The organism is Variovorax multivorans (genome assembly GCF_051216835.1).
Lineage (GTDB): Bacteria > Pseudomonadota > Gammaproteobacteria > Burkholderiales > Burkholderiaceae_C > Variovorax.
The window spans coordinates 370,672-395,797 of the sequence record NZ_JBPJZL010000001.1 but is presented as its reverse complement, the minus strand read 5'-3'; the positions used below and the strand labels follow the sequence as shown (position 1 = coordinate 395,797).

The following is a 25,126-nucleotide window of genomic DNA, read 5'->3' as shown; positions in this document are numbered from 1 at the left end:
AGTTCACGTTTACCCTAAATTACTAACCAGTGGGTCAGTAATGATCCGGTTCGTCCTTTTCAGGGTGTTTCATGACCGCCTCCGCCGTCCTCTCGTCACGTGTCCGCAGCGCCGCCTGGCTGCTGCTTCCCGCCATCTTTTTGGCCGGCTGTTCGCCGAAACCCGCGACCGAGGACCCCGTTCGCGCGGTCAAGTTCGTGACCGTCGGGGCGAGCGAATTCGATGCCCAGCCCGAGTTTTCCGCCGAGGTGCGAGCGCGTGTCGAGTCGCGCCTGGGCTTCCGCGTGGCGGGCAAGATCACCAAACGCCAGGCCGAACTCGGCCAGCACGTGCAGGCCGGCCAGGTGCTGGCCCAGCTCGATCCGCAGGACTACCGTCTCGCCGCTGAAGCCGCACGCGCCCAGCAGGCCGCCGCGTTGACCAATCGCGACCTGGCTGCCGCTGATCTCAAGCGCTACAGCGAACTGCGTGCGCAGAACTTCATCAGCGGTGCCGAGCTGGAGCGCCGCGAAACCACCTGGAAGGCCGCGCAGGCCCAGCTGGAACAGGCGCAGGCGCAGCTCGCCTCGCAAGGCAACCAGGCCAACTACACGACGCTGGTGGCCGACGTGGCCGGCATCATCACCGCCATCGAGGCCGAACCGGGCCAAGTGGTGCAAGCCGGCACGCCGGTCGTGCGCATTGCACAAGACGGCGCGCGCGACGTGGTGTTCGCGGTGCCCGAAGACCGCGCCACGCTGATCAAGGCCGGCTCGCCCGTCACGGTGCGCGGCTGGTCGGGCGGCAACGAATTGCAGGGCCAGGTGCGCGAAGTGGCGGCCAGTGCAGACGCGGTCACGCGCACGTACTCGGTCAAGGTCACCATCGACGCGGCCACCTCTCCTCCGCTCGGCGCCACGGTCTATGCGCGTCCGCAGGCGCTCGCGCACGGCACCACCACGGTGATGAAACTGCCGACCAGCGCGCTGCGCCAGGAAGGCAAGGGCTCGGCCGTATGGGTGCTCGACAAGTCGACCATGACGGTGCGTTCGCAGACCGTGCAGGTGGCCACGGCCGACGGCAATGAGGCCGTGATCGCCGGCGGTATTGCGCCCGGCATGATGGTCGTGGCCGCTGGCGTGCACGTGCTGTCGCCGGGGCAGAAGGTCACCATCTACCAGTCCAAGGAGGCGGCAGCGGCCGCCGCCAATGCCGGTGCGAAGGAATCGGCGCAGCCCGTCGCGGCTGTCGCTGCGACGAACAAGGAGATCGCAGCGGGTGCCGGCAAATGAGCGACGGCACAGCGACTCCCACTGAAAAGCCCGCCGGCTTCAACCTCTCCAAATGGGCGCTGGACCACGCGCCCCTCACGCGCTACCTGATGGTGGTGCTGATGGTGCTGGGCGCTTTCGCGTACTTCCAGCTCGGGCAGGACGAAGACCCGCCGTTCACCTTCCGTGCAATGGTGGTGCGCACCTACTGGCCCGGCGCCACCGCGCAGCAGGTGGCCGAGCAGGTCACCGACAAGCTCGAGCGCACGCTGCAGGAAGCACCGTACGCCGACAAGATCCGCAGCTACTCGAAGCCCGGCGAGTCGCAGATCATCTTCAACATCAAGGACTCGTCGAAGTCCACCGAAGTGGCCAACGTCTGGTACACGGTGCGCAAGAAGATCGGCGACATGCGCGCCACCTTGCCAGCCGGTGTGCAGGGGCCGTTCTTCAATGACGACTTCGGCGATGTCTACGGCGTGATCTACGCGCTGGAGAGCGACGGCTTCAGCTACGCCGAACTCAAGACGCTGGCCGACGACGTGCGCCAGCAACTGCTGCGCGTGAAGGATGTTGCCAAGGTCGACCAGTTCGGCGTGCAGGACGAGAAGGTCTACATCGAGATCTCGCAGAAGCGCCTGGCGCAGCTGGGGCTCGACTTCAACGCGGTGCTGGCGCAGCTCGGTTCGCAGAACGCGATCGAGAGCGCGGGCACGATCCAGTCGCCGCAGGACGTGGTGCAGGTGCGCGTCGCGGGCCAGTTCACCAGCGTCGACCAGCTGCGCGAGATGCCCATTCGCGGCAGCTCGGGCAACCAGATCAAGCTCGGCGACATTGCGGACATCCACCGCGGCTACATCGATCCGCCGTCGGTCAAGATGCACCACCAGGGCAAGGAAGTGATTGGCCTGGGCGTGTCGATGGCCAAGGGCGGCGACATCATCGCGCTGGGCAAGGCGCTGAAGGCCACCACCGCCACCATCGACCAGCGCCTGCCGGCCGGCGTGAAGCTGGCGCAGGTGCAAGACCAGCCGGTGTCGGTTGCGAGCTCGGTCAACGAATTCGTCGGCGTGCTGATCGAGGCCGTGGCCATCGTGCTGGCCGTCAGCATCATCTCGCTCGGACTGCACAAGGGCGGGCGCTTCGGCTGGTATATCGACATGCGCCCGGGGCTGGTGGTGGCAATCACCATTCCGCTGGTGCTGGCTGTGACCTTCCTGGCGATGAACTACTTCGGCATCGGGCTGCACAAGATATCGCTGGGGTCGCTCATCATCGCGCTTGGCCTGCTGGTGGACGACGCGATCATCGCGGTCGAGATGATGGTGCGGAAGATGGAAGAGGGCTACGACAAGGTCCGCGCCGCCACCTTCGCCTACGACGTGACAGCCAAGCCGATGCTCACCGGCACGCTCATCACCGCGGCGGGTTTCCTGCCGATCGGCATCGCCAAGTCGGTGACGGGCGAATACACCTTCGCGATCTTCGCGGTGACGGTGATCGCGCTGGTGCTGTCGTGGATCGTCTCGGTGTACTTCGTGCCGTACCTCGGCACGCTGCTGCTCAAGGTGAAACCGCACGACCCCGATGCGCCGCCGCACGAGCTGTTCGACACACCGTTCTACAACGTCTTCCGCCGCACGGTGAACTGGTGCGTGCAGCACCGCTGGATGACCATCGGCGCCACGATTCTGATCTTTGCGCTCGGCATCGTCGGCATGGGCAAGGTGCAGCAGCAGTTCTTCCCCGATTCGAGCCGGCCCGAGATCCTGGTCGACCTCTGGTTCCCTGAAGGCACCTCCTTCGCCGCCAACGAAGAAGTGGCCAAGCGCGTCGAGCAGCGCGTGATGCAGGAGGCCGGCGTGAAGACGGTCAGCACCTGGATCGGCTCCGGCGTGCCGCGCTTCTACCTGCCGCTGGACCAGGTGTTTCCGCAGACCAACGTGTCGCAGCTGATCGTGCTCGCCAAGGACCTGAAGGTGCGCGAGACGCTGCGCATCAAGCTGCCGCAGGTGCTGGCGCAGGAGTTTCCCGAGGTGCGTGGCCGCGTCAAGCTGCTGCCCAACGGGCCGCCGGTGCCGTACCCGGTGCAGTTCCGCGTGATCGGCACTGACCCGGCGCTGCTGCGCGGCCATGCCGACGAAGTGAAGGCCGTGCTGCGCGACAACGCCAACATGCGCGGCGTGAACGACAACTGGAACGAGTCGGTGAAGGTGATCCGCCTCGAGATCGACCAGGCCAAGGCGCGCGCGCTCGGCGTGACGAGCCAGGCCATCGCGCAAGCCTCGAAGACCATGTTCAGCGGCACCACCGTTGGCCAGTACCGCGAGAACGACCTGCTGATCGACATCGTGCTGCGCCAGGCGCCCGACGAACGCCAGGCCATCTCGGACATCGGCAACGCATACATCCCGACGACCTCGGGTCGTTCGATTCCGCTCACGCAGATCGCCAAGCCGGTGTTCACCTGGGAGCCGGGCGTGATGTGGCGCGAGAACCGCGACTACGCCATCACCGTGCAGGGCGACGTGATCGAGGGCCTGCAGGGCGCGACCGTGACGGCGCAACTGCTGCCGAAGCTGCGCGAGCTCGAAGCCGGCTGGGTGGCGGCCGGGCAGGGCGGCTACCGCATCGAGGTGGCGGGCGCGGTGGAGGAAAGCAGCAAAGGCTCGGCCTCGATCGTGGCCGGCGTGCCGATCATGCTGTTCCTGGTGTTCACGCTGCTGATGCTGCAGCTGCACAGCTTCAGCCGCTCGCTGCTGGTGTTCATCACCGGCCCGATGGGAATTGCCGGCGTTGCCGGTGCGCTGCTGGTGCTGAACCGACCCTTCGGCTTCGTCGCGCTGCTGGGCGTGATCGCGCTGATGGGCATGATCCAGCGCAATGCGGTGATCCTGATCGACCAGATCGAGCTCGACCGTGCGGCGGGCGTGCCGGCGTGGGACGCGATTGTCGAGTCGGCGGTGCGGCGGCTGCGGCCGATCGTGCTGACGGCCGCGGCTGCGGTGCTGGCGATGATCCCGCTGTCGCGCAGCGTGTTCTGGGGGCCGATGGCAGTGGCCATTATGGGCGGCCTGATCGTCGCGACGGTGCTGACGCTGCTGGCCTTGCCGGCAATGTATGCAGCAGCATTTCGTGTGAAGCGGGAGCCGAAAGAGGCGCCGATTAGCGTTTAAAATCGATAGTTGACCGATTTCAAGCGGATGGTCTTTGGCCCATGGGCTTCCATGGTGCAAAGGGGCCGTCCGCTTTTGCATTCACCTGAAAGATTGGCACTGCGCGGGTGGCGAAATTGGTAGACGCACCAGGTTTAGGTCCTGACGTTCGCAAGAACGTGCCGGTTCGAGTCCGGCCCCGCGCACCAGCCCTGCTATGTAGCCCGTCTATCGAGCAGTGAAGAAGCCCCGTTTCGCAAGGAACGGGGCTTTTTCTTTTCTACCTTCTACCAATCGCTGCTGCTACTGCTGTCACTGCTGCTGCTATCGGAGCTGCTACTGCTGCTCGAGTCGTCCCACGAGCTCGTGTCCTTGATGCCGAAATCGTTGTCCACGAAGCTGCGGTCGGGTTGCTGCTCCGGCTCCGGGTCGGACGAGGGCCAGAGGCTGCGTCCCATGCTGGCGTTGCCGTGGCTGTCGCGGTGGTTGTTGAAGATGTTGATCGTGCTGCCCCGGTTGTCGTCGGAGCGGTCGTTCAGCAGGTGGCGCAGCACTTCACCGGCAACTACCGCGCCGACGCCTGCCACGGCCCCGGCTGCCAGCGCACCGCCGATGCCCGGCCCCTGGCTGGCTGCTGCGGGAGCGGAGGCGGGGTACTCCCTGTCCTGGTCCGCGCTGCCATAGCCCATGGACGAGTCGCTGGTGGGCCTGGAGAACCGTGGCGCGCCAGCGGCGGCAGGCACATCGAACGTGGTGGCGCGCCTGCGCCGCTGGAAGACGAGGTAGGCGACGATGAACAGGGCCACGATGCCGATCGGAGTCCAGGGGATCGGGCCGGATGACGACGCGGTGTCCGCCTTCTCGGGGGAAAGGGCTGGCGCGGTGACCGGGCTGGGCACGGGCGGCGGTGGCTCGGCCTTGATCTCGGCTGGTTTCTCGAGCTTGCGTTCGAGCTTGGCGACCGAGTCGGCCTTCGCGAACTTGAGGCCCGGTGACAGCTCCTTGGCCTGCGACAGTTCGTCCCTGGCGTCGTCGAGCTTGCCGTTCATCGCGAGGAGTTCGGCGTGAACGTAGTGGGCCTTCGCGCTGTTGGGGTGGTTCTTCAGCACCTTCGCGATCATCGCGTCGGCTTCCGCCATCCTGCCGCCATTCGCCGCCTCGTAGATCTGCTGGATGGTCGGCTCTTTCGTCGCCGGCGCGCCCGCTGTCTTGGCCAGCGCGGGCGATGGCATGCCGAATACGAGGATCAGGGTGAAGGCGAGGGCGGCGAACAGTCGCTGTAGGAGCATGGGCATTCCTGTGGGCAATGGCGAATCGCAGCCACTGTAAAGGCGATGGAGGTGAAATCTCCGCGTGCAGACCTCCGGCCTGGCCAAAAGGGGTGTCTCCAGCCGATTAGAATCGCGGGTTGCCCAGTTTTGCGCGCGGCACGCGTGTGCCTCCGCTTAAATCCCGCTAGCGCGTGTAAGTCCTTGATCTGTATTGAGAAAAAGATGCAGGCCCCGCGCCCCAGCCCCCTCACAAGGAAGACATCATGACCGTGAACGTTGAAACTCTCGAGAAGCTCGAACGCAAGATCACGCTGACCCTGCCGGTCGGCACCATCCAGTCCGAAGTCGATTCGCGCCTCAAGAAGCTCGCGCGCACCGTCAAGATGGACGGCTTCCGTCCCGGCAAGGTGCCGATGAACGTCGTGGCCCAGCGCTATGGCTACTCGGTGCACTACGAAGTCATGAACGACAAGGTCGGCGAGGCCTTCTCGCAAGCCGCCAACGAAGCCAAGCTGCGCGTTGCCGGCCAGCCCCGCATCACCGAAAAAGAAGACGCACCCGAAGGCGAACTGGCCTTCGACGCGGTCTTCGAAGTGTTCCCCGAAGTCAAGATCAATGACCTGTCCGGCGCCGAAGTCGAGAAGCTCTCGGCCGAAGTGGGCGACGACGCCATCGACAAGACCCTCGACATCCTGCGCAAGCAGCGCCGTACCTTCGCCCAGCGCGCGCAAGACGCCGTGGCGCAAGACGACGATCGCGTGACCGTCGACTTCGAAGGCAAGATCGACGGCGAGCCCTTCCAGGGCGGCAAGGCCGAAGACTTCCAGTTCGTCGTCGGCGAAGGCCAGATGCTCAAGGAATTCGAAGACGCCGTGCGCGGCATGAAGTCCGGCGACAGCCGCACCTTCCCGCTGTCGTTCCCGGCCGACTACCACGGCAAGGACGTGGCCGGCAAGCAAGCCGACTTCATGGTCACCCTGAAGAAGATCGAAGCCTCGCACCTGCCCGAAGTCAACGAGCAGCTCGCCAAGTCGCTCGGCATCGCCGAAGCCACGGTCGAAGGCCTGCGCGCCGACATCAAGCGCAACCTCGAGCGCGAAGTGAAGTTCCGCCTGCTGGCCCGCAACAAGAACGCCGTGATGGACGCCCTGGTGGCCAATGCCGAGCTCGACCTGCCGAACGCCAGCGTGCAGTCTGAAGTCAACCGCATGGTCGAAGGCGCCCGCGCAGAACTGAAGCAGCGCGGCATCAAGGACGCCGACAAGGCCCCGATTCCCGACGAAGTGTTTCGCCCGCAAGCCGAGCGCCGCGTGCGCCTGGGCCTCGTGGTGGCTGAGCTGGTGCGTGCCAACAACCTGCAGGCCAAGCCCGAGCAGATCAAGGCCCACATCGACGAACTGGCCGCCAGCTACGAAAAGCCGGCCGACGTGGTGCGCTGGTACTTCAGCGACAACAACCGCCTGGCTGAAGTCGAAGCCGTGGTCATCGAGAACAACGTGACCGATTTCGTCTTGGGCAAGGCCAAGGTCAACGAAAAGTCGGTGTCGTTCGACGAACTGATGGCGCAACAGCAAGGCTGATTTCCACTGCCGCCCGCTACGCCAATGGGGCTTGTGCTTTGCGGCACGAGCCCCATTTCACTCTGGCGTACAGTGCAAACAGCAGTGAACGATCCCATCTTCCCGGAGAGCTAATTCATGATCGCAAACGAAATTCAAGGCCTCGGCATGGTCCCGATGGTCATCGAGCAGTCGGGCCGCGGCGAGCGGTCCTATGACATCTATTCGCGTCTCCTCAAGGAACGCATCATTTTCCTGGTAGGCGAGGTCAACGACCAGACGGCCAATCTCGTGGTGGCCCAGCTGCTGTTCCTCGAGAGCGAAAACCCGGACAAGGACATCTCGTTCTACATCAATTCCCCAGGTGGCAGCGTGAGCGCCGGCATGGCGATCTACGACACCATGCAGTTCATCAAGCCTGACGTGTCGACCATGTGCCTGGGCTTCGCGGCCAGCATGGGCGCCTTCCTGCTGGCGGCTGGCGAGAAGGGCAAGCGTTTCTCGCTGCCCAACTCGAAGATCATGATCCACCAGGTGCTGGGCGGCGCACGCGGCCAGGCGACCGACATCGAGATCCATGCGCGCGACATCCTGCGCACCAAAGACCAGATGAACCGCATCCTGGCCGAACGCACCGGCCAGCCGCTGGAAAAGGTCAAGGCCGACACCGAGCGCGACTATTTCCTCACGGCCGACGAGGCCAAGGAATACGGTCTGGTGGACCAGGTCGTCGCCAAGCGCGGTTAGAGCTGCGGGGCGCCGGTGGCGCCAAATGGCAAAAAACGGCGTTTTCCACACGGGAAACGCCGTTTTTGTTTAGTTATCATTGTGCATACCCTGTCACGAGGCAAAAGTCCATGGCCGATAAAAAAGGCTCTTCCAGCGAAAAAACGCTTTATTGCTCGTTCTGCGGCAAAAGCCAGCACGAGGTCAAGAAGCTGATCGCGGGCCCTTCGGTCTTCATCTGCGACGAGTGCATCGACCTTTGCAACGAGATCATCCGCGACGAGCTCCCCGCGGGCGAAGAAGCGCGTGAGGCACGCAGCGATCTGCCGACTCCGCTGGAGATCAAGACCAACCTCGACAACTACGTGATCGGCCAGGAGCCGGCCAAGCGCATGCTGTCGGTGGCGGTCTACAACCACTACAAGCGCCTGCGCCACAAGGAAAAGGCCAAGGGCGACGACGTCGAGCTCAGCAAGAGCAACATCCTGCTGATCGGCCCCACGGGCTCGGGCAAGACGCTGCTGGCGCAAACGCTCGCGCGCATGCTCGACGTGCCTTTCGTGATGGCCGACGCCACCACGCTGACCGAAGCCGGCTATGTGGGCGAAGACGTCGAGAACATCATCCAGAAGCTGCTGCAAAGCTGCAACTACGAGGTCGAACGCGCCCAGCGCGGCATCGTCTACATCGACGAAATCGACAAGATCTCGCGCAAATCCGACAACCCCTCGATCACGCGCGACGTGTCGGGCGAGGGCGTGCAGCAGGCCCTGCTGAAGCTCATCGAAGGCACGATGGCCAGCGTGCCGCCGCAAGGCGGGCGCAAGCACCCTAATCAAGACTTCCTGCAGATCGACACGACCAACATCCTGTTCATCTGCGGCGGCGCGTTCGCTGGCCTCGAGAAGGTCATCGAAAACCGCACCGAGGCCTCGGGCATTGGCTTCGGCGCCGCGGTCAAGAGCAAGGCCCAACGTAGCATCACCGAGGTGTTCCGCGAAGTCGAACCCGAAGACCTGATCAAGTTCGGCCTGATCCCCGAACTCGTGGGCCGTATGCCCGTGGTCGCATCGCTCGCGGAACTCAGCGAGGATGCGCTGGTCCAGATCCTGACTGAGCCCAAGAACGCGGTGGTCAAGCAGTTCACCAAGCTGCTGCAGATGGAAGGCGTGGACCTCGAGATTCGCCCTGCGGCGCTCAAGGCGATCGCACGCAAGGCCCTTGCCCGGAAGACCGGTGCACGCGGTTTGCGCTCGATCCTTGAACAGTCGCTGATCGACACCATGTTCGAATTGCCGAACGCGACCAATGTCGACAAGGTGGTGGTCGAGGAATCGACCATCGACGAAAACAAGCCCCCGCTGCTCGTGTACCGCGAAGCGGCGAAAAAGGCCTAAAGCCAAAGACGCGAAGGATCTGCATGTCTGGCCACACCCCTCTGCCTCCCGAAGCCCTCGACCTGCCGCTGCTGCCGCTGCGCGACGTCGTGGTGTTTCCCCACATGGTGATCCCGCTCTTCGTGGGTCGCCCCAAGAGCATCAAGGCGCTCGAGCTGGCCATGGAGGCGGAGCGCCGCATCATGCTGGTGGCCCAGAAGGCCGCCGCCAAGGACGAGCCCTCGGTCGAGGACATGTTCGAGGTCGGCTGCGTCTCGACCATCCTGCAGATGCTCAAGCTGCCCGACGGCACGGTGAAGGTGCTGGTCGAAGGCCAGCAGCGCGCACGCGTGAACCGCATCGATGACGGCGAGACGCACTTCTCGGCCAACGTGACGCCCGTCGAGGCGCCCGAAGGCGGCGAGAAGGGCACCGAAGTCGAGGCGCTGCGCCGCGCGGTGATGCAGCAGTTCGACCAGTACGTCAAGCTGAACAAGAAGATTCCGCCCGAGATCCTGACCTCGATCTCGAGCATCGACGATCCGGGCCGCCTCGCGGACACCATCGCCGCGCACCTGCCGCTCAAGCTCGACAACAAGCAGGCCGTGCTCGACCTCGACGACGTCAAGGCGCGCCTGGAGAACCTGTTCGGGCAGCTCGAGCGCGAAGTCGACATCCTCAACGTCGACAAGAAGATCCGTGGCCGCGTGAAGCGCCAGATGGAAAAGAACCAGCGCGACTTCTACCTCAACGAGCAGGTCAAGGCCATCCAGAAGGAGCTCGGGGAAGGCGAAGAGGGCGCGGACATCGAGGAGATCGAGAAGAAGATCAAGCTTGCCAAGATGTCCAAGGAAGGCCTGAAGAAGGCCGAGGGCGAGCTCAAGAAGCTCAAGCTGATGTCACCCATGTCGGCCGAAGCCACCGTGGTGCGCAACTACATCGACGTGCTGATCGGCCTGCCCTGGAGCAAGAAGACCAAGATCAAGCACGACCTGGCCAATGCCGAGGCTGTGCTCAATGCCGACCACTACGGCCTGGAGAAAGTCAAGGACCGCATCCTCGAATATCTCGCGGTGCAGCAACGTGTCGACAAGGTCAAGGCGCCGATCCTGTGCCTCGTGGGACCTCCGGGCGTGGGCAAGACCTCGCTGGGGCAGTCGATCGCCAAGGCGACCGGCCGCAAGTACACCCGCATGGCGTTGGGCGGCATGCGCGACGAAGCCGAAATTCGCGGCCATCGCCGCACCTACATCGGCGCGCTGCCGGGCAAGGTGCTGCAGGGCCTGAGCAAGATCGGCACGCGCAATCCGCTGTTCCTGCTCGACGAAATCGACAAGCTGGGCACGGACTTCCGCGGCGACCCGTCGAGCGCGCTGCTCGAAGTGCTCGACCCCGAGCAGAACCACACCTTTGGCGACCACTACGTGGAAGTCGACTTCGACCTGAGCGACGTGATGTTCGTCGCCACCTCGAATTCGATGAACATTCCGCCGGCGTTGCTGGACCGCATGGAAGTCATCCGCCTCTCGGGCTACACCGAGGACGAGAAGACGCACATCGCGATCAAGTACCTGCTGCCGAAGCAGTTGAAGAACAACGGCGTCAAGGAAGAAGAACTCCTTGTCACCGAAGAGGCTGTGCGCGACATCGTGCGCTACTACACGCGTGAAGCGGGTGTGCGTTCGCTCGAGCGCGAACTGTCCAAGATCTGCCGCAAGGTGGTGAAGGGCCTGCTGCTCAAGCAGTTCACGCCCAAGGTCACGGTCGACGGCACGAATCTCAACGAGTTCCTTGGCGTGCGCAAGTACAGCTTCGGCCTCGCCGAGAAGCAGAACCAGGTCGGCCAGGTGGTTGGCCTCGCATGGACCGAAGTTGGCGGCGATCTGCTGACGATCGAAGCCGTGACCATGCCCGGCAAGGGCGTGATCAGCCGCACCGGTTCGCTGGGCGATGTGATGAAGGAATCGGTCGAGGCTGCACGCACCGTGGTGCGCAGCCGCTCGCGCCGCCTTGGCATCAAGGACGAGGCGTTCGAGAAGCGCGATATCCACATCCACGTGCCCGATGGCGCCACGCCAAAGGACGGCCCGAGCGCGGGCGCGGCGATGACGACGGCCTTCGTGTCGGCGCTCACGGGCATCCCCGTGCGCAGCGACGTCGCGATGACCGGCGAAATCACCTTGCGCGGCGAGGTGACGGCCATCGGTGGTCTGAAGGAAAAGCTGCTGGCCGCACTGCGCGGCGGTATCAAGACCGTGCTGATTCCGGAAGAGAACGCCAAGGACCTGCAGGAGATTCCCGAGAACGTGAAGAACGGCCTCGAGATCGTGCCTGTGAAGTGGATCGACAAGGTGCTCGAGATCGCTCTCGAGAAAATGCCCGAGCCGCTGTCCGACGAAGAGGTGGCTGCATCCGCGGCTGCGGTGGCCGAACTGGCCAAGCAGCGCGCGGGAGCGCCAGCTTCGGAAGGCTCGGTCAAGCACTGACCGGTTGATCGCAAAACTTGTGGAGCCTCGAAAAACTGGTATATAATTCGAGGCTCGAAACGCGGGAATAGCTCAGTTGGTAGAGCGCAACCTTGCCAAGGTTGAGGTCGAGAGTTCGAGACTCTTTTCCCGCTCCAGTTTTGAAAAAGGGAAGCAACAGCTTCCCTTTTTTTCGCTAGTTCGATTTCGTATTTCTGCGTGGCGCGATAGCAAAGCGGTTATGCAACGGATTGCAAATCCGTCTAGCCCGGTTCGACTCCGGGTCGCGCCTCCACTCTCTCGGTTCAACCAGATTCGACTCCGACTACCAAGCCCCGCCAACCCACGTTGCCGGGGCTTGTTTTGTTTGGGTTATCGTCGATGTTCAACCTGACGCCCGGATGGTGAAATTGGTAGACACATCGGACTTAAAATCCGCCGCTTCCTTAATCGGGGCATACGGGTTCGACCCCCGTTCCGGGTACCAAACTTACAAGGGAGCATTCGATGCCTCGCTACAACGCTCCATTTGAGATCCATGTGCACGGCGACGTGCCGCTGCGTTCGGACGTGACCTTCGACCAGATCCAGGAAGCGCTCAAGCCGCTCTGGAAGTACGCCGGCGCCAAGTCGCTGGCCGACGGTGCGACCAGCACCTACGAAGAAGAGCCCGGCATCCGCTTCGAGCAGAAAGACCACACGTTGCAGATGTGCTGGACCGTGCCCGGCGACGAAGATTTCCGCCAGGCGCTCGACGAGATGTGCATGGGCCTGAACGAGCTCTCCGAACGCGGCGCGGCCATCGAGGTCACCTTCTACGACACCGACTTCGACGAGGAAGAGGGCGACCCCGAAGAAGAATCGCGTGACGACTTCCTGATGCTGTTCGTCGGCCCGAACCCGGCCGCGATCATGCAGGTGCAGCGTGACCTGCTGGTGGAAGACGTCGTCAACCTCATGGAGCGCCACTTCGACGGCGCCGAACTGGGTGGCGTGGTCTCCGAGATCGACCGCCTCTTCAGCGATCGTTTCGACGCACTCGTGAACTCGCTCGAAATCGGCAAGCGTCCGCGCGGCACCGGTGGCCCGGGCAGTGGCGGCAGCGGTGGTGGCCATGGCGGCGGTCGCCGTCCGCGTCACCTGCACTAAGCAACCCGACGCCCTGATCCAAGGCCGCATGGCCCTGTTTCCCGCCTCCGCGCTGCGTCCGGGCGTTCGCAAGCGCGAGGTCTTCGGCTGGGCGATGTACGACTTCGCCAACTCGGGCTACACCACGGTCGTCATCACGGCCGTGTTCGCCGCCTACTTCGTGGGTGGCATCGCCAAGGGCGCCCCGTGGGCCGCCTTCGCATGGACGGCGGCGCTCAGTACCTCCTACGCGATCGTGATGCTCACGATGCCAGCCATCGGCGCCTGGGCCGACTTGCGCGCGGCCAAGAAGCGGGTGCTCGTTTTCGCGACTGTCGGCTGCGTCTTCGCTACAGCGGCGCTTGCCATCACGCCGAGTTTTTCGGGCGCGTCCGGCGTCGCGCTGGCGATGGCGCTGGTGATCGTCTCCAATGCTTTCTATTCCTACGGCGAATCCCTCACGGGCGCCTTCCTGCCCGAGCTCGCCACGGCCGAGGGCATGGGCAAGGTCAGCGGATGGGGCTGGGCCTTCGGCTACGTCGGCGGCATGCTGGCGCTGGGTATCTGCCTGGCCTATGTGTTGTGGTCGCAATCGAAGGGCTTGCCGGCAGCGCATTTCGTGCCGGTGACGATGCTGATCACGGCAGTCATCTACGGTGGAGCCGCTTGCGTCACTTTCATGTTGCTGCCTGAGCGCGCAACGCCCCAGACGGCTCGCGCGGAGCAGGGCGGTGCATGGCAGCAGCTCCGCGCCACATACCGGCAGGCCCGGGCCTATCGCGACTTCATGTGGCTGCTGGCCTGCACGGTTTGCTACCAGGGCGGCGTGGCGGTTGCCATCACGCTCGCGGCAATCTACGCGGAACAGGTGATCGGCTTCGTTGCGAGCGAAACCATGGTGCTGATCTTCGTGCTCAATATCGCGGCGGCGCTTGGCGCCTTCAGCTTCGGCTACGTCCAAGACCGCGTCGGCCACAAGGTCTCGCTGGCCGGCACGCTGGTCGCCTGGATCGCGGTCTGCGTGATCGCCGCGCTGGTGACGACCAAGGGCGGCTTCTGGTGGGCGGCCGCCATCGCAGGGCTGGCCATGGGATCGAGTCAATCGGCCGGCCGCGCCATGACGGGCTATCTGGCGCCGCCGCAACAGCTCGCGGAGTTCTTCGGGCTCTGGACTTTCGCGACACGGCTGGCAAGCATCATCGGCCCGCTGAGCTTCGGCGCCATCACGTGGATGACCGGCGGCAACCAGCGCATCGCGATCCTGTCGACCGCGGTGCTGTTTGTGGCGGGGCTGTTGCTGCTGCTGCCGATCGATATGCAGCGCGGCCGCGAGGCCGCGCTACGCAGTTAAAACAGGCTGTTGTTCGTCAGAGGCCAGCCAGTGCCGCTCTGGGACTTCCAGTTGGCCGTGTTCTTCACGCTCGCGGCGAAGTTCGCGATGTCGGTCGACGTCGGCGATGCTGGCAGCATCGGGCCGTTGTAGAGCACATCGAACTTGTCCACGAAGCTGATCGCGGCGCCCGCGGCCGTCAAGCTGGTGGGAATGGCGTCCGAGTTGGGCACCGGCCCCAGTGTGATGCTGGCCAGGTAGGTTCCCACACCGCTGATCGTGCCGGCAGTGCCGGTGCCCAGGCCAGCGATGGTGCCGCCGACAAAGGCGTAGATCGTTTCGTAACTCGCGCTGATGCCGCCTCCCGCGCCCTGCACGGTGCCGATGTTGGCGATCGGATTCGTGTTCTTCACATCCGGCTGGATGGTCACGATGGTGCCCGCCGGCAGGCTGCGGTCGGCGGTCCAGACGAAGGCGCTCTCGTTGGTGATGCCGTTGAAGTCGGTGGCGGTGCGGTCGCGGTCGGTGAACACGATGTTCGTGCCCGTGTCCATCGGCTTGAGCAGCACGAAGGCGAACGCGTCGGTCTTGTCGGCGTTCGCGCCAACGAAGAGGATGTCGCCGGCGGCCAACGCGGGTGGCGCGCTGGTGGTGAAGCTCAGCGTGGTCGCGTCGGCGATGCCGGCGTAGGCATTGCCCTTGGCATCCGTGATTGCATTGGCATCCACGGTCACGTAGTAGCTGGTCGACGATGCCAGCGGTTGGCTTGGCGTCAGCGTGATCGTGTTGAACGCGCGCTGCACGCTCGCGGCTGGGCTGCTGGCCGAGAAGCTCTCGACCACCGTACCGTCGGTCTTGTGCAGCACGAGGTTGCCTGCGCCCAGGCGCACGCCTTCGTTGAAGCTCAGCGTGATTTTCGCGTTTGCGCCGACGCTGCCGTCCGAGGCCTTGGGCGAGGCGCTGCGCAGCACCGGGCCGGCGGTGTCGATCCAGGGCTGGCCCAGGCGCACGACGAAACCGTCGAACTTCTGGTCGGCTGGCGGCAGGTCCTTCGAGGCGTCTGTCTGGCCCGGCCAGACGGTGTCGCCGTTGTCCAGCAGCAGTTGCACCTCGGTGCCTGCCGTTACCGGGCCGGGCACTTCGACGGTCGATTCGAAGCTGCCGCCCGTGTTCTTGCGCAGCTTGTCGAGGTCGTTCGACAGCTCGACCGGTGCGCTGTCCGGGTTGCCGTTCCATGCGAAGAGTGCGAAGTTGCGGTCGACGTCCGCGCTGGCGGCGCCCGCAGGGCCAGCGACGATCAGGTAGTTGCCATCGGTGCCCTTGTCGATCGAACGGATGCCGCGACCCCCGAGCTCCAGTTCGATGGGGGCACCGAATGTGGCCTGCGTGGCCGTGCCCGCGACCAACGCGGCGTAGTTCTGCACCGGCACGATGAGCGCCTTCGCGCGCGTGGAAGTGCCGGTCTGCGGTGCGCGGAAGCCGAGCCACAGGGCGCTGTCGCCCGGCGCGCTGGTCATGCCCTCGATTGAGAAGCCGTCGACCCGTTCGGGCACGATGCCGGCCCCGGCCGATAGGGCGAAGCCGAGATAGTTGGCGCCCAGGCCGTGGCCGTTGGCGACGTCCCAGGCCACGAGTTGAGCTTCAAGCGCCGAAAATTGGCCGACATAGGTGAAGGCGGTGGTGGCCCCCGTGCCCGTGACTTTCACGGCGAACAGGTGCGAACGGTCGGGCGCGTCGCTGCCGTCTTTCTTGTTGCTGTTGGAGCCGGTGAGGTATAGCGTGTCGCCGATGCGCGTGCCGGCTTCGAGGTCGAGTTCCTTGCCGAGCTTCGGCCCTTCGAGTTCGTAGCTCCATTCCTTTACCGCGGCCCCGCCAGCGCGCGGATAGACGCGCAGCACGTTGGCCTCGTCGTCGGCCACGAGCATGAAGCCGTCGGGCAGGGCGAAGGCGGTTGATGCATCCGACGAGCCCTCCGTCGTGTTGGCATTGGGCGTGAACTCGGCTTTGGAAAGGAGCTGGTCCGGCTCCGGAGCCGGCGGCTGCGTCACTGGCGGAGCGACCGCCGCGGGTGGCGTGGTCGGAAAGAAGCTGCCACCTCCGTCGCTACCGCCGCCGCACGCAGCCAGCAACGCGGACAGGACACTGGCGAGCAGCATGGGTTTGAAGGGAATGCGGGAGGTGGCGAGAGGGTTCATGGTGCGCGGTTGTTGTTCTGGACAAACCGCGCATGCTGGTACTTTCGCGTGACGGTACCGTGAAAAACTGCACTAATTCAGCTGCCCGTCAGGGCGTCTGTTGCTGTAGCGATTTCGGCACCTTGAACCGCTCCCCGTCATAGCGCAGCGTGACGGTGTCGAACTTCGCGGGCAGCGCCTTCTCCACGCAGCCCTGGTCTTCCTGCTCCTGCGCACGGCTCTGCAGCAGCGTGCGCGACAGCTGCAGATCGGCAAAGCCGTTGCTGCTGCCCTTGCCAATCGACAACATGGTGCGCAGCTTCTCGAAGTGGCCGGTGCAGGTCGAGTCCCACCCGCCGTGGTCGTGGTCGAGTTCGATCTCCTGCAGCACCTGGCGCAACTGTTTGCCGTGGTGCACGTAGAGCCGCACGGTTTCGCTGGCCAGCGGGCTGCCAGGTGCGTTGGTGCCCCGGTAGCGCACGCGCAGGCCGAAGGCGCGGGCCTCGGGCGACAGCACGTAGCGCGAGGTGTCGATGCGGATGTCCTGGATCGACGTGGTGGCGTCTTCGTCGAGCGCCTCGGGCTGCACGAGCCGGCCGATGACGGTGTCGCGATCGGTATTGCCGTTGTCGGGGCGCTGGATCAGCAGGATTTCCAGGTCGAAGACCTTGGCGCCCCGGTCGGTGGTTTCGCGTGGCATCGGCAGCACGACGATGCTGCGTCCCGGAAAAGCCGGCCATACCTTGCAGGCGGCAAGCCGCTCGTCGAGCGGGCGATTGGGATGCAGCTTGGCGTGCATGCGCTCGGCCAGTCCGCTCTCGCAGGCCGCGTGGCTCAGGCCGGCGGCCGAGAGGCACAGGAGGAGGGCGGCGTGGCGCAGGAGACGCATGACTCGGACCAGGTCAGGTCGTGGCCGCAGCAGAGGGGAGCCCGAGCCATCGCGCGGCCGCGGCTTCGAGCACGGCGACGTCGCCGCTGCTCTGCAGCAGCAGGCCACCGCCGCCGCTGTCCGCAAGCTGGCCCGCCGCGGTCAACAGGCGCCGCGTCTGCTGCGCGACCGGCACGCCTGTGTCGATGAAGCGCAGCGTGGCCGGCGCATGCCGGCGCAGCTCGTCTTTCACGAGTGGGTAGTGGGTGCATCCGAGCACCACTGTGTCGACTTCTCCGGGCGCATCGCCGAAGGGGCCGGCCTCGGCCATGTAGCGCTCGCACAGTGCCGCGATGCCTGCCGAGTCGAAGCCTTCGATGGCCTTCACGAGCCCGTCGCAGGGCACGGGACGGACATCGGCCGACCCGGCGAACGAGGCGCGCAGCGTGGCGTACTTGGCGCTGGCCAGCGTGCCGCGCGTGGCCATCACAGAGATGCGTCCCGTGCGGCTCGCAGCCACCGCGGGCTTTAGGCCAGGTTCCAGCCCGACGATCGGCAGGTCGGGATTCTCGGCGCGCATCAGATGGATGGCGGCTGTGGTGGCCGTGTTGCAGGCCACCACGAGCGCCTTGATGCCGTGCTCGCGCCGCAGGTGTTCGACCACCGCGCGCGAGCGCTCGATCACATAGGCGTCTCCGCGTTCGCCGTACGGCGCATAGGCCGTGTCGGCGAAGTACACGAAGCGTTCGTGCGGCAGCTCGGCCCGCAGCGCGGCCAGCACGCTGAGCCCGCCCACTCCGCTGTCGAAGACGCCTACAGCGCTCAAGCTTCTTCCATCATGATGGTCTTGAACTCGCCGCTGGCGATGCGCTTCTGCCACTCGGCCGGGCCGGTGATGTGCGCGCTGGTGCCGCCGGCGTCGACCGCCACCGTCACGGGCATGTCGACCACGTCGAATTCATAGATGGCTTCCATGCCCAGGTCCTGGAAGCCCACCACCTTGGCGGTCTTGATGGCCTTGCTCACGAGGTAGGCAGCGCCGCCCACGGCCATGAGGTAGGCGCTCTTGTGCTTCTTGATGGCCTCGATGGCGACTGGGCCGCGCTCGGCCTTGCCGATCATCGCGATCAGGCCGGTTTGTGCCAGCATCATCTCGGTGAAGCCGTCCATGCGCGTGGCGGTGGTCGGGCCGGCGGGGCCCACGGCTTCGTCGCCCACCGGGTCGACCGGGCCGACGTAGTAGATGACGCGATTGGTGAAGTCCACCGGCAGCTTCTCGCCCTTGGCCAGCATGTCCTGGATGCGCTTGTGCGCGGCATCGCGGCCGGTGAGCATCTTGCCGTTGAGCAGCAGCGTGTCGCCCGGCTTCCAGCTCGCCACTTCGGCGGGCGTGAGCTTGTCGAGGTCGACGCGCTTGCTCTTCTTTTCGTCAGGCGCCCAGTTCACGTCGGGCCACAGGTCGAGCGACGGCGGGTCGAGGTAGACCGGGCCGCTGCCGTCCATCGTGAAGTGCGCGTGGCGGGTGGCCGCGCAGTTGGGGATCATCGCAACGGGCTTGCTCGCCGCGTGCGTCGGGTACATCTGGATCTTGACGTCGAGCACGGTGGCCAGGCCACCCAGGCCCTGTGCGCCGATGCCCAGCGCGTTGACCTTCTCGTACAGCTCGATGCGCAGCGCCTCGACCTTGCTCAGCTCGGCGCCCGACTTCTTCTTGGCCTGCAGCTCGTGCATGTCGAGGTCGTCCATCAGGCTTTCCTTGGCCATCAGCGCGGCCTTCTCGGCCGTGCCGCCGATGCCGATGCCCAGCATGCCCGGCGGGCACCAGCCGGCGCCCATGGTCGGCACCGTCTTGAGCACCCAGTCGACCACGCTGTCGCTGGGGTTCAGCATGACCAGCTTGCTCTTGTTCTCGCTGCCGCCGCCCTTGGCCGCGACCGTCACTTCGACGGTGTTGCCCGGCACGATCTCGGTGAAGATCACCGCGGGCGTGTTGTCCTTGGTGTTCTTGCGGTCGAACTGCGGATCGGCCACGACCGAGGCGCGCAGCGTGTTGTCGGGGTGGTTGTAGCCGCGGCGCACGCCTTCGTTGATGGCGTCGTCGAGGCTGCCGGTGAAGCCGCCCCAGCGCACGTCCATGCCCACCTTGAGGAACACGTTGACGATGCCGGTGTCCTGGCAGATCGGGCGCTGGCCCGTGGCGCTCATCTTGCTGTTGGTCAGGATCTGCGCGATGGCGTCCTTGGCCGCGAGGCTCTGCTCGCGCTCGTAGGCGCGGGCCAGGTGGGCGATGTAGTCGGCGGGGTGGTAGTAGCTGATGTACTGCAGCGCGGCGCTGATCGATTCGATCAGGTCGGCCTGCTGGATCGTGGTCGTCATGGTGGGGGGAGTTTTCTTGGAGTGTGAAACGCCCCCCGATTATCTCAGCCGACGCGCCTACCGCGCTGCGGCTCGGGCTTGCTCTATCCAGCCGTCGAACAGCGGGCGGTGCACCCGGATCCACCCGTCGGTGTGGCGTTCCACGTCCTGCTGCGTGTTGGCGCCCTGGCTCATGCGCAGGTTCTGGGCATTGATGTCGCCGATCGGCAGCTTCATCACCTCGAAGAGCTTGGCCGCGGCCGGGTTCTTCTCGGCGAAGGCCCGGTTGGCGACGATCTGCTCCTGGTTGGCCTGGAAGCCGTAGTTCTTGCCGTTGGGCAGCTGCGTATCGACGTTGCCGCCCTGCGAGGAACCTTGCGAGGACGAGAAGGGCACCTGCAGCCACACAACGTCCGTACCCGGACGCAGCACGGCGCTCACCCAGTACGGCGTCCACGTGTAGTACAGCACCGGCTTGTCTTGCTTGAAGCGGGCGATGGTGTCGGCCATCAGCGCGGCGTAGCTGCCCTGCTTGTGCGTGACAGTGTCGCGCAGCTGGTAGGCCGTCAGGTGGTTCTCGATGGCCAGCTCGCAGCCCCAGCCCGGGTTGCAGCCCGTGAGGTCGGCCTTGCCGTCGCCGTCTGCGTCGAACAGCTTCGCAATCGCCGGGTCCTTCAGCTGAGCGATGTTCGTGATGCCGTACTGCTCGGCCGTCTTGCGGTCGATCAGGTAGCCCTGCACGGCGCCGTCGGAGTACACGCCCTTGCGCCACAGTTTGGCGTCGCCGCCGCTGTTCTTGTAGAAGTCGGCGTGCAGCAGGCTCCAGTGGTTGGCCATGAAAGTGGCGTCGCCGTTGGCAATGGCCAGGTGCTCGGTGGCGGGCTCCAGGTCTTTCATGGGCTCGACGGTGTAGCCGAGCTTTTCGAGCGCGCGCATCACCAGCAGCGTCTGGAAGGCTTCTTCCGCGAGCGAGCTTTTCAGCGGCTGCACGGTGATGCCCTTGCCGGGCAGGTCGTTGGCAGCATGGGCGGCCATGCCCGAGGCCACGAAGGCGAGGGCCAGCAGGCCACGTGCGATGAAACTGGTTTTCTTCATGCGTTGTGTTCCTCCGTGTGGTTTATTGCGCTTGCGTGGACAAGGCGGGAACCGGCTGGTTGCCCGGTTGCGAAGGCGAACCCACGAGGCGCTGCAGCACTCGCAGCGCGAAGCCCACCGGCCCGGTGTGCCACCAGCGGCGGCCAGCGCTGCGGCGCGACTTGCCCATGGCCTGCGTCAGCCGGTCCAGCGAGATCGCCAGCAGCACGATGCCCAGCCCGCCCACGGTCGCCAGGCCCATGTCGAGCCGGCCGATGCCGCGCAGCACCATCTGGCCCAGGCCGCCCACGGCGATCATCGATGCGATGACGACCATCGACAGCGACAGCATCAGCGCCTGGTTGATGCCCGCCATGATCGACGGCATGGCCAGCGGCAATTGCACCTTCACCAACATCTGCCAGGGCGAGGCGCCGTAGGCGCGCGCGGCCTCGATGAGGTCGGGGCGCACCTGGCGCAGGCCGAGGTTGGTCAGGCGCACCAGCGGCGCCAGCGCGAAGATGATCGTCACGATCACGCCCGGCACGTTGCCGATGCCGAACAGCATCACCACCGGCACGAGGTAGACGAACGCTGGCGTGGTCTGCATCGCGTCGAGCACCGGCCGCATGATTCGCTGAGCCCGGTCGCTGCTGGCCAGCAGCACACCCAGCGGCAGGCCGATGACCATGCAGAACACCAGCGAGGTCAGCACCAGCGACAGCGTCACCATCGCCTCGGGCCAGATGCCGAGCATGGCCACGAGCAGCAGCGCCACCGTGGTGCCGATGGCCAGCGCGCGGCCGGCAAACTGCCAGGCGAAGAGGCCGATGAGGGCGATCATCGCCAGCGTGGGCAGGCCGGTGAGCAGGCCCTGCACCCAGTTCAGCGTGCTATCGATGGGCAGGCGCACGGTCTGGAAGAAGGGACGGAAGTGCTCGACCACCCAGCCGAGGCCCTGGTTGATCCACGATTCGACGGGGAGCGAGCCGTCCCACAGGCGGTGCAGCTGGAAGCCGCTGGTGGCGGCTTCGGCTTGTCCCGCAAGTTGGTGGGCGGCGTTCACCGGCGCGTCGAGCCAGGCGCTGGTGGCCGAGGTGTCGGGCGCGGCCGAGAGCGCTTCCCACGGATCAACGAAGGCGGGGGCTGCAGGCGTGTTCAGGTCGGAAGGAAGTGTGTTGTCGTTCATCGTTCAGGTCCTTCGTGAATTCAGTGCGGCTCGGCGGCGAGAGCGGGGGCGGCGTTGGGCAAGACGGGTTCGATCGGCGGCGTGTCGCGGTCGAGAAACTTGAGCAGAGTCGTCTTGCTGATCGCGCCGCAGAAGCGGCCGTCGCTCGCCACCACCGGCAGCGCGCACGGCGCCTGCGCGAGCTGGCCGATCAGGCCTGCCACCGGGGCTTCGGCGTCGATGCGTGGCAGCTCGTTGAGGAACGCGTGCTGCAGCCCCAGCGGGCCCGAATGCCCATCGAGCGCGCCGCGCAGCGTGTCCGCCGACACCACGCCGAGGAAGCGCTTGTTGGGGCTCGTCACGTAGGCGAAGTCGCGGTCCTGGTCTTCCAGCAGCTTGAGCGCCGCGCGCGCACCGCGCTCGGGGTGCTCGCACACCACGGTGAGCGACTTGCGCGCGATGTCCGCCGCCTTGAACACGGCCGCCGCGTCCACGCCGCGCACGAAGCTGCGCACGTAGTCGTTGGCGGGGCTGCGCAAAATCTCGTCGGGCGTGCCGACCTGGATCACCTGGCCGTCCTTCATGATCGCAATGCGGTCGCCGATGCGCATGGCTTCGTCGAGGTCGTGCGAAATGAAGACGATGGTGCGGCGTTGCTCCTGCTGCAGCCGCAGCAGCTCCGACTGCATCTCGGTGCGGATGATCGGGTCGAGGGCCGAGAAGGCTTCGTCCATCAGCAGGATCGACGGGTCCGAGGCCAGCGCCCGCGCCAGGCCCACGCGCTGCTGCATGCCGCCCGAGAGTTCGTCGGGGTAGCTGTCGCCCCAGCCCGCCAGGCCCACTTGCGCGAGCGCCTTGTCAGCCTGCGCCAGGCGGTCTTTCTTGTTCGTGCCCGAGAGTTCGAGGCCGAAGGCGGTGTTCTCGCGCACCGTCATGTGCGGCATCAGCGCGAACGACTGGAACACCATGCTGATGTCCTTGCGGCGCAGCGCGCGCAGCTTGTTGTCGGAGTGCTCGTTGATGTCCGCGCCGTCGATCACGATGCGGCCCGCGGTCGGCTCGATCAGCCGGTTGAGCAGGCGCACCAGCGTCGACTTGCCCGAACCCGAGAGACCCATGATGACGAAGATTTCTCCGGCCTGGATTTCGAAGGTGGCGTCGAACACGCCGATCGACTGGCCGGTGCGCGCCAGGATTTCCTTCTTGGAAAAACCTTGCCGGACCAGCTCCAGGGCTTGTTCGGGCTCGTCGCCGAACACCTTGAAGACATGGTCGATGAGAATTCCTTTGGCCATACGTCGGGGCTCCTTTGGTGAGGGGTTGACAGATCGCCACCCCCGCAAGGGCGACGCGACCACGCCCCCAGCCCATTGGATGGGCTGCCGACAGGCACTGAAGACGACATGGCGACGAAGCCAGTGCCCGCCGGACGCTTCATTCGCTGGGCAACGGGCCTGGTCGAGGGGCGCCGCCTGGATGAGCGTGACGTGGCAATGGGGACGGAAAAGATCCGGCCGGTTTGCCGGGCTGGGCCCGGCGGGAGAACCTTGCACCGCGACGGGATTCGGAGATCCGCGAGTAGTGAAGGGGGACCTGCAAGTTCAAGAGAGCGGAGAACCCGAACTCATCATGACTTGTTGGTCGTCAGAAGCCTTCGATCATAACTTTTTGACATGATGCGGTCAAGGCGGGAGGCGTATCGTGATGTCAGCGGCCAGCCAATGGCCCCGTCAGATGCGAGCTATTCCTATTGGCCGATACTCGGGCTCGCGCCCGCCGAGCGGCGCGACCTTTCATGATCCTGCGGAGCTTTTTCTCATGACGACTTCCCCCAAGACCCGTGCCGAGCGCGATACCTTCGGACCGATCGACGTGCCGGCCGACAAGCTGTGGGGCGCGCAAACGCAGCGCTCGCTGCAGAACTTCGACATCTCCGGCGAGCAGCAGCCGCGCGAGATCATCAAGGCGCTGGCCCAGGTCAAGCGCGCCTCCGCCGTGGTCAACCACGCGCTGGGCCTGCAGGACGAGAAGAAGACCAACGCCATCGTGGCGGCCGCAGACGAAGTCATCGCCGGCAAGCACCCGGGCGAGTTCCCTCTGGTGGTCTGGCAGACCGGCTCGGGCACGCAGACCAACATGAACGTCAACGAGGTGCTGGCCAACCGTGCCAGCGAAATCCTCGGCGGCGAGCGCGGCGAAGGCCGCCTCGTGCACCCGAACGACGATGTGAACCGCAGCCAGTCGAGCAACGACGTGTTCCCGACTGCCATGCATGTGGCCGCCGTGGAGGCCATCACGCACAAGCTGCTGCCGGCCATTGCCAAGCTGCGCGGCACGCTGGAGCAGAAGTCGAAGGACTTCGCCGACATCGTGAAGATCGGCCGCACTCACCTGCAGGACGCCACGCCCCTCACGCTGGGCCAGGAGTTCTCGGGCTACGTGGCGCAACTGGCGCACGGAGAGGCGCATGTGCGCGCCGCGCTGCCGCATCTGAGCGAACTGGCGCTGGGCGGCACGGCCGTCGGCACCGGGCTCAACGCGCCCAAGGGCTACGCAGAGCAAGTCGCGGCCGAACTGGCAAAGCTCACGGGCCTGCCATTCGTGACCGCGCCGAACAAGTTCGAAGCCATGGCCAGCGTCGACGCGCTGGTGCACGCCCACGGCGCGCTGAAGACGCTCGCCGCCAGCATGAACAAGATCGCCAACGACGTGCGCTGGCTCGCGAGCGGCCCGCGCAGCGGCATCGGCGAACTGAGCATTCCCGAGAACGAACCGGGCTCGTCGATCATGCCGGGCAAGGTCAACCCGACCCAGAGCGAGGCCGTCACGATGCTGGCCGCGCAGGTGTTCGGCAACGACGTGGCCATCAACATCGGCGGCGCCTCAGGCAACTTCGAGCTGAACGTGTTCCGCCCGATGGTGGCGCACAACTTCCTGCAGAGCGTGCGCCTGCTGGCCGACGGCATGGTGAGCTTCAACGACCACTGCGCAGTGGGCATTGAGCCGAACCGCGAACGCATCACCGAGCTGGTGCAGCGTTCGCTGATGCTGGTGACGGCACTGAACACGCACATCGGCTACGACAAGTCGGCCTACATTGCGAAGAAGGCACACAAGGAAGGCACGAGCCTGCGCGAAGCGGCGATTGCCTCGGGGCACCTCACGGCCGAACAGTTCGACCAGTGGGTGGTGCCGGAGAACATGACTGGCCGTTGATTCGGTCAGCC

Annotated in this window: 17 protein-coding genes and 4 tRNA genes; 13 read left to right on the top strand and 8 right to left on the bottom strand. The window is 65.4% G+C overall.

The window, feature by feature from the left end; all coding sequences use genetic code 11:
• Positions 1–71: 71 nt before the first annotated feature.
• The 3 genes from ACSFCA_RS01870 to ACSFCA_RS01860 all read left to right on the top strand — a co-directional run bounded on the left by ACSFCA_RS01870 (position 72) and on the right by ACSFCA_RS01860 (position 4,614).
• Entirely contained in the window at positions 72–1,271 is a 1,200-nt protein-coding gene (locus tag ACSFCA_RS01870; protein WP_435458421.1) for an efflux RND transporter periplasmic adaptor subunit, read from the top strand.
• A complete protein-coding gene (locus tag ACSFCA_RS01865) occupies positions 1,268–4,426 on the top strand; it encodes an efflux RND transporter permease subunit (protein ID WP_258354400.1) in 3,159 nt (1,052 codons plus the stop codon). The genes ACSFCA_RS01870 and ACSFCA_RS01865 overlap by 4 nt, the downstream gene beginning before the upstream one ends.
• A gap of 101 nt (positions 4,427–4,527) precedes the next feature.
• Positions 4,528–4,614, top strand: a tRNA-Leu gene (locus ACSFCA_RS01860).
• A 78-nt stretch (positions 4,615–4,692) separates the two neighbouring features.
• Here ACSFCA_RS01860 and ACSFCA_RS01855 read toward each other — a convergent pair.
• A complete protein-coding gene (locus tag ACSFCA_RS01855) occupies positions 4,693–5,694 on the bottom strand; it encodes a tetratricopeptide repeat protein (RefSeq protein ID WP_435458420.1) in 1,002 nt (333 codons plus the stop codon).
• A 245-nt stretch (positions 5,695–5,939) separates the two neighbouring features.
• Here ACSFCA_RS01855 and tig point away from each other — a divergent pair, with 245 nt between their 5' ends.
• From tig to ACSFCA_RS01810, 9 genes are all read left to right on the top strand, one after another.
• Positions 5,940–7,256: a trigger factor gene (gene tig, locus ACSFCA_RS01850; RefSeq protein WP_258354402.1), complete on the top strand. Its 1,317-nt coding sequence runs from the start codon at positions 5,940–5,942 to the stop codon at positions 7,254–7,256.
• A gap of 117 nt (positions 7,257–7,373) precedes the next feature.
• Positions 7,374–7,982 carry an ATP-dependent Clp endopeptidase proteolytic subunit ClpP gene (gene clpP, locus ACSFCA_RS01845; RefSeq protein WP_093056454.1) on the top strand — a complete coding sequence of 203 codons (609 nt, stop codon included), beginning with the start codon at positions 7,374–7,376 and terminating at the stop codon, positions 7,980–7,982.
• Positions 7,983–8,092: 110 nt separating this feature from the next.
• Positions 8,093–9,358 (top strand): ATP-dependent Clp protease ATP-binding subunit ClpX, encoded by a 1,266-nt coding sequence (clpX, locus tag ACSFCA_RS01840; protein ID WP_007829783.1) that lies wholly within the window; start codon positions 8,093–8,095, stop codon positions 9,356–9,358.
• A 23-nt stretch (positions 9,359–9,381) separates the two neighbouring features.
• Positions 9,382–11,823, top strand: coding sequence for an endopeptidase La (gene lon / locus ACSFCA_RS01835; protein ID WP_093056455.1), 2,442 nt, complete (start codon positions 9,382–9,384; stop codon positions 11,821–11,823).
• Positions 11,824–11,884: 61 nt separating this feature from the next.
• Positions 11,885–11,960 (top strand) — tRNA-Gly (locus tag ACSFCA_RS01830).
• Between the two features lie 63 nt (positions 11,961–12,023).
• Positions 12,024–12,097 (top strand) — tRNA-Cys (locus ACSFCA_RS01825).
• A 100-nt stretch (positions 12,098–12,197) separates the two neighbouring features.
• Positions 12,198–12,289: transfer RNA gene (locus tag ACSFCA_RS01820), tRNA-Leu, on the top strand.
• A gap of 20 nt (positions 12,290–12,309) precedes the next feature.
• Positions 12,310–12,951: a DUF6806 family protein gene (locus ACSFCA_RS01815; protein ID WP_093056456.1), complete on the top strand. Its 642-nt coding sequence runs from the start codon at positions 12,310–12,312 to the stop codon at positions 12,949–12,951.
• A gap of 28 nt (positions 12,952–12,979) precedes the next feature.
• Complete coding sequence (locus ACSFCA_RS01810) at positions 12,980–14,281, top strand: MFS transporter (RefSeq protein WP_435458419.1); 1,302 nt, start codon at positions 12,980–12,982, stop codon at positions 14,279–14,281.
• Here the strand turns inward: ACSFCA_RS01810 and ACSFCA_RS01805 are convergent.
• From ACSFCA_RS01805 to proV, 7 genes are all read right to left on the bottom strand, one after another.
• Positions 14,278–16,455 (bottom strand): Ig-like domain-containing domain, encoded by a 2,178-nt coding sequence (locus ACSFCA_RS01805; RefSeq protein WP_435458418.1) that lies wholly within the window; start codon positions 16,453–16,455, stop codon positions 14,278–14,280. The genes ACSFCA_RS01810 and ACSFCA_RS01805 overlap by 4 nt on opposite strands.
• A gap of 88 nt (positions 16,456–16,543) precedes the next feature.
• On the bottom strand, positions 16,544–17,323 hold the full coding sequence (locus ACSFCA_RS01800) for a PA3715 family protein (RefSeq protein WP_435458417.1): 780 nt from the start codon (positions 17,321–17,323) through the stop codon (positions 16,544–16,546).
• Positions 17,324–17,336: 13 nt separating this feature from the next.
• Positions 17,337–18,128 carry a glutamate racemase gene (murI, locus tag ACSFCA_RS01795; protein WP_435458416.1) on the bottom strand — a complete coding sequence of 264 codons (792 nt, stop codon included), beginning with the start codon at positions 18,126–18,128 and terminating at the stop codon, positions 17,337–17,339.
• Positions 18,125–19,678: a fumarate hydratase gene (locus tag ACSFCA_RS01790; RefSeq protein ID WP_435458415.1), complete on the bottom strand. Its 1,554-nt coding sequence runs from the start codon at positions 19,676–19,678 to the stop codon at positions 18,125–18,127. The genes murI and ACSFCA_RS01790 overlap by 4 nt, the downstream gene beginning before the upstream one ends.
• Before the next feature lie 57 nt (positions 19,679–19,735).
• The gene (gene proX / locus ACSFCA_RS01785; protein ID WP_435458414.1) at positions 19,736–20,752 is read right to left on the bottom strand and encodes a glycine betaine/L-proline ABC transporter substrate-binding protein ProX; all 1,017 of its coding nucleotides are present in this window, start codon (positions 20,750–20,752) and stop codon (positions 19,736–19,738) included.
• 22 nt (positions 20,753–20,774) lie between these two features.
• Entirely contained in the window at positions 20,775–21,920 is a 1,146-nt protein-coding gene (gene proW / locus ACSFCA_RS01780) for a glycine betaine/L-proline ABC transporter permease ProW (RefSeq protein ID WP_258354409.1), read from the bottom strand.
• Between the two features lie 20 nt (positions 21,921–21,940).
• Positions 21,941–23,194: a glycine betaine/L-proline ABC transporter ATP-binding protein ProV gene (gene proV / locus ACSFCA_RS01775; RefSeq protein WP_435458413.1), complete on the bottom strand. Its 1,254-nt coding sequence runs from the start codon at positions 23,192–23,194 to the stop codon at positions 21,941–21,943.
• 523 nt (positions 23,195–23,717) lie between these two features.
• Here proV and fumC point away from each other — a divergent pair.
• A complete protein-coding gene (gene fumC / locus ACSFCA_RS01770; RefSeq protein WP_435458412.1) occupies positions 23,718–25,115 on the top strand; it encodes a class II fumarate hydratase in 1,398 nt (465 codons plus the stop codon).
• The last annotated feature ends 11 nt before the right edge of the window (positions 25,116–25,126 follow it).